This is a genomic window from Streptomyces ossamyceticus (genome assembly GCF_001418475.1).
In the GTDB taxonomy this organism is placed as follows: domain Bacteria; phylum Actinomycetota; class Actinomycetes; order Streptomycetales; family Streptomycetaceae; genus Streptomyces; species Streptomyces ossamyceticus.
In genome coordinates this window covers 1-3,121 of sequence record NZ_LIQX01000944.1, presented here as the reverse complement: position 1 = coordinate 3,121, position 3,121 = coordinate 1, and the positions used below count along the sequence as shown (strand labels likewise).

3 protein-coding genes are annotated in these 3,121 nt (G+C 72.0%); 2 read left to right on the top strand and 1 reads right to left on the bottom strand.

The features are described from left to right. Positions 1-139 precede the first annotated feature (139 nt). Positions 140-757 carry an O-methyltransferase gene (locus AOK15_RS40815; RefSeq protein ID WP_079058975.1) on the bottom strand — a complete coding sequence of 206 codons (618 nt, stop codon included), beginning with the start codon at positions 755-757 and terminating at the stop codon, positions 140-142. 357 nt (positions 758-1,114) lie between these two features. On the opposite strand from AOK15_RS40815, the gene sigE reads away from it, so the two are divergent. Then, positions 1,115-1,831, top strand: a complete 717-nt coding sequence (gene sigE / locus AOK15_RS40810; RefSeq protein WP_079058974.1) for an RNA polymerase sigma factor SigE — start codon at positions 1,115-1,117, stop codon at positions 1,829-1,831. Beyond that, positions 1,828-3,045: an anti-sigma factor family protein gene (locus AOK15_RS40805; RefSeq protein ID WP_055524270.1), complete on the top strand. Its 1,218-nt coding sequence runs from the start codon at positions 1,828-1,830 to the stop codon at positions 3,043-3,045. Before sigE ends, AOK15_RS40805 begins: the two co-directional genes overlap by 4 nt. Positions 3,046-3,121 lie beyond the last annotated feature (76 nt).

Sequence of the window (3,121 nt, the reverse complement as noted above, 5' to 3'; positions counted from 1 at the left end):
GCACCCGGTACAACAGTGCCCCGGCACCGCCCTCGGTGGTGCCGGGGCACTGTTGTACCGGGTGCACGGCGTGCACGGGGGTGTACGGGGCCTACGGGGTGTGGCGGGTGACGGGGGGTGGCGGCGGGGGCGGGAGCCCTCAGCGCTTGACCGCGCAGAGCAGCCCGTCGCCCACCGGGAGCAGGGAAGGCACCAGCTCGGCGCTCTCACGGACCGTGCGCAGGAGCTCCCGCAGGCGTATGACCTCGGTGGGCTGGGGGCCCGAGTCGACGGTGCGGCCGCTGGCGAAGACGCCCTCGAAGGCGACCAGCCCACCGGGTCTGAGCAGACGCAACGATTCAGCGAGGTAGTCGAGACTCTCCAGCCGGTCGCCGTCGCAGAAGACGAGGTCGTACCCGGCATCCGCGAGCCGGGGCAGCACATCGAGGGCGTGGCCCGGGATGAAGCGCGCGCGGTTGCTGGCGAAGCCGGCCGCGCGGAACGCCTGCCGGGCGAACTGCTGGTGCTCCGGCTCCGGATCGACGGTGGTCAGCACACCGTCAGCCCGCATGCCGTGCAGCAGATGGATGCCGGAGACGCCGGTCCCGGTACCGATCTCCGCGACCGCCTTCGCGTCCACGGAGGCCGCGAGCATGCTCAACGCGGCGCCTGTGCCGGGCGACACCGAGCGCAGCCCTGCTTCCCGAGCCCGGTCGCGAGCCCAGCGCAGCGCGTCGTCCTCGGCGACAAAGGCGTCGGCGAACGCCCAGCTCGTCAGCCGGTTGCCGGTAATGACCCTCTCCTTATGTACCCGCGGATGCCTGGGCGTGACTGTATCCGTTGCCGCCGGGAACCTGCTGATGGGACCGGTCGTTTAAAGGGATGAGTGAGTGACGGGGGCCGCGACGGGGGTCAAGTGATGGATCGGTACGGCGAGCAGGCGCCGGTGCAGGTGCTGACAAAGCCATATGAGCCGGATCGGCCGGATCAGCCGTATGAGGCACATCGGCACACATCAAATTCTCGTAAAACCGCTTATCCGGAGCTAACGGGCGAGGTGGCTATGGTAGGGGCTCCACTGGACACCACCAGAGCCGATAGGGGAGGTGCGGCTGCGCCTGTGGATCGGGGAGGAGTGCTGCGGCGCTTCCTCGGATCGGCGGGTAGGCCGAAATCCGTGAACGACACCGCTGACCACGCCCACGCCGACGCTGCCGCCGCAAACGGAGCGCAGACTGCGACCTTCACGACGGACGCGCACGCGCAGGCGTGGACTCCGCCCACCTGGGAGGAGATCGTCAGCACCCACAGCGGCCGGGTCTACCGCCTCGCCTACCGTCTGACCGGCAACCAGCACGACGCCGAGGACCTCACCCAGGAGGTCTTCGTCCGCGTCTTCCGCTCCCTGTCGACCTACACGCCCGGCACCTTCGAGGGCTGGCTGCACCGCATCACCACGAACCTCTTCCTGGACATGGTCCGGCGCAAGCAGCGCATCCGCTTCGACGCCCTCGGGGAGGACGCGGCCGAGCGCCTGCCCAGCCGCGAGCCCACCCCGCAGCAGATCTTCAACGACGCGCACTTCGACGCCGACGTCCAGCAGGCCCTCGACACCCTCGCGCCGGAGTTCCGCGCCGCCGTCGTCCTCTGCGACATCGAAGGACTGTCGTACGAGGAGATCGCAGCGACCCTCGGCGTCAAGCTCGGTACGGTCCGCTCGCGGATCCACCGCGGCCGCTCCCAGCTCCGCAAGGCCCTCGCGCACCGCTCCCCGGAGGCCCGGGCCGAGCAGCGCCGCGGCTTCACGGTGCCCCGGGTGCCCGCGCTGGGAGGAGGGGGCGCGACCGCGTGAGTGGATCCCGGCCCACCCCTGCTGAGCAGCATCTGGGAGACCGACTCTCCGCGCTGGTCGACGGAGAGCTCGGTCATGAGGCGCGCGAACGCGTCCTGGCACATCTGGCCACGTGTCCGAAGTGCAAGGCGGAGGCGGACGCCCAGCGCCGACTGAAGAACGTCTTCGCGGAGGCCGCACCGCCGCCTCCCTCCGAGAGCTTCCTGGCCCGGCTCCAGATGCTCCCGGCGGGCGGCGACCTCGACGGCGGCTCCCCGCTGGACGGCGGAGGCTTCGGAGGAAGACTCGGGGGGACGCCCGGCGGCCCCGGACTCCCGCTCGACCCCTCCGACAACAGGGACTTCGCCGACTTCGGCGTCTTCGGCACCACCGGGGACTCCTTCGGATACGTCCCCTCGGGTCCGCACAGCGGCGCACTCTCCCCGTCGCAAGGCCGTGGACTGCTCGGCGGTCGGGGCCTGACGGGTGGACGTGGTTTCCTCGGTGACCGGGGCTTCCTCGGCGCTCGGGGATTCCTCGGCGACCGAGGCGCGCTCAACGGGCGTTCCCCGTCCGGCGACCGCGGTTTCCTCGGCGGAGGCAGCACGCTCTCCGCCGACGGGGACAGCGGCGAGCGCCGGCAGGACACGGCCGCCGAGGAGCGCGGAGCCACGGGTGACCGCGGCTTTCGGATCCACGACGTGAGCCGGCACGAGGCCGAGCGTTCGGCCTCGCGCGGTATGCGGTTCGCGTTCGTGGCGGCCGGCGCGGTCTCACTGGCCGCGATCGCGCTGGGCGGTATGACCTCCGGTGTGCCCGCCGAGACGGTGGATGCCAGGGGCGCCGCAGGCTCCGGCAGCAACGTCACGCCTCTGCGCACCCAGACCACCGGAGCGGCCACGAGCCCCGAGGCGCAGCGCCGCCGGGGAACCCTCGGCCCCCTCCTCGGACAGGGTCAGCGGGCCGAGGTACCGGTGGCGCCGACGGAGGTCTCCGCGCCCCTGCTGCCCGGGATCCCCGCGCCGGGCGGTCAGCTCCGCGAGGCCGTGAACCCTCTGCCCACGCCCGTCCTCGCGGGCGCGGCCGTCATGTCCCCGCTGATACGTCCGCTCACGGCGGCCCCGCCGTTCCAGCTGACGACGTGGTCCCAGACACCCGAGCTCACCGCTCCGGGCCTGCTGTCGGCCCCCGACACCACCTCGTCTCCCACTCCCACCTCCCCCGCCCTCCGCTGACCCCGAGTTCTGCGCGCCGGCCCGCGAACCTGGTTGAATCCAGAGTGGGCCGTGTCCGCTCCGGCCGGTTCCGGCC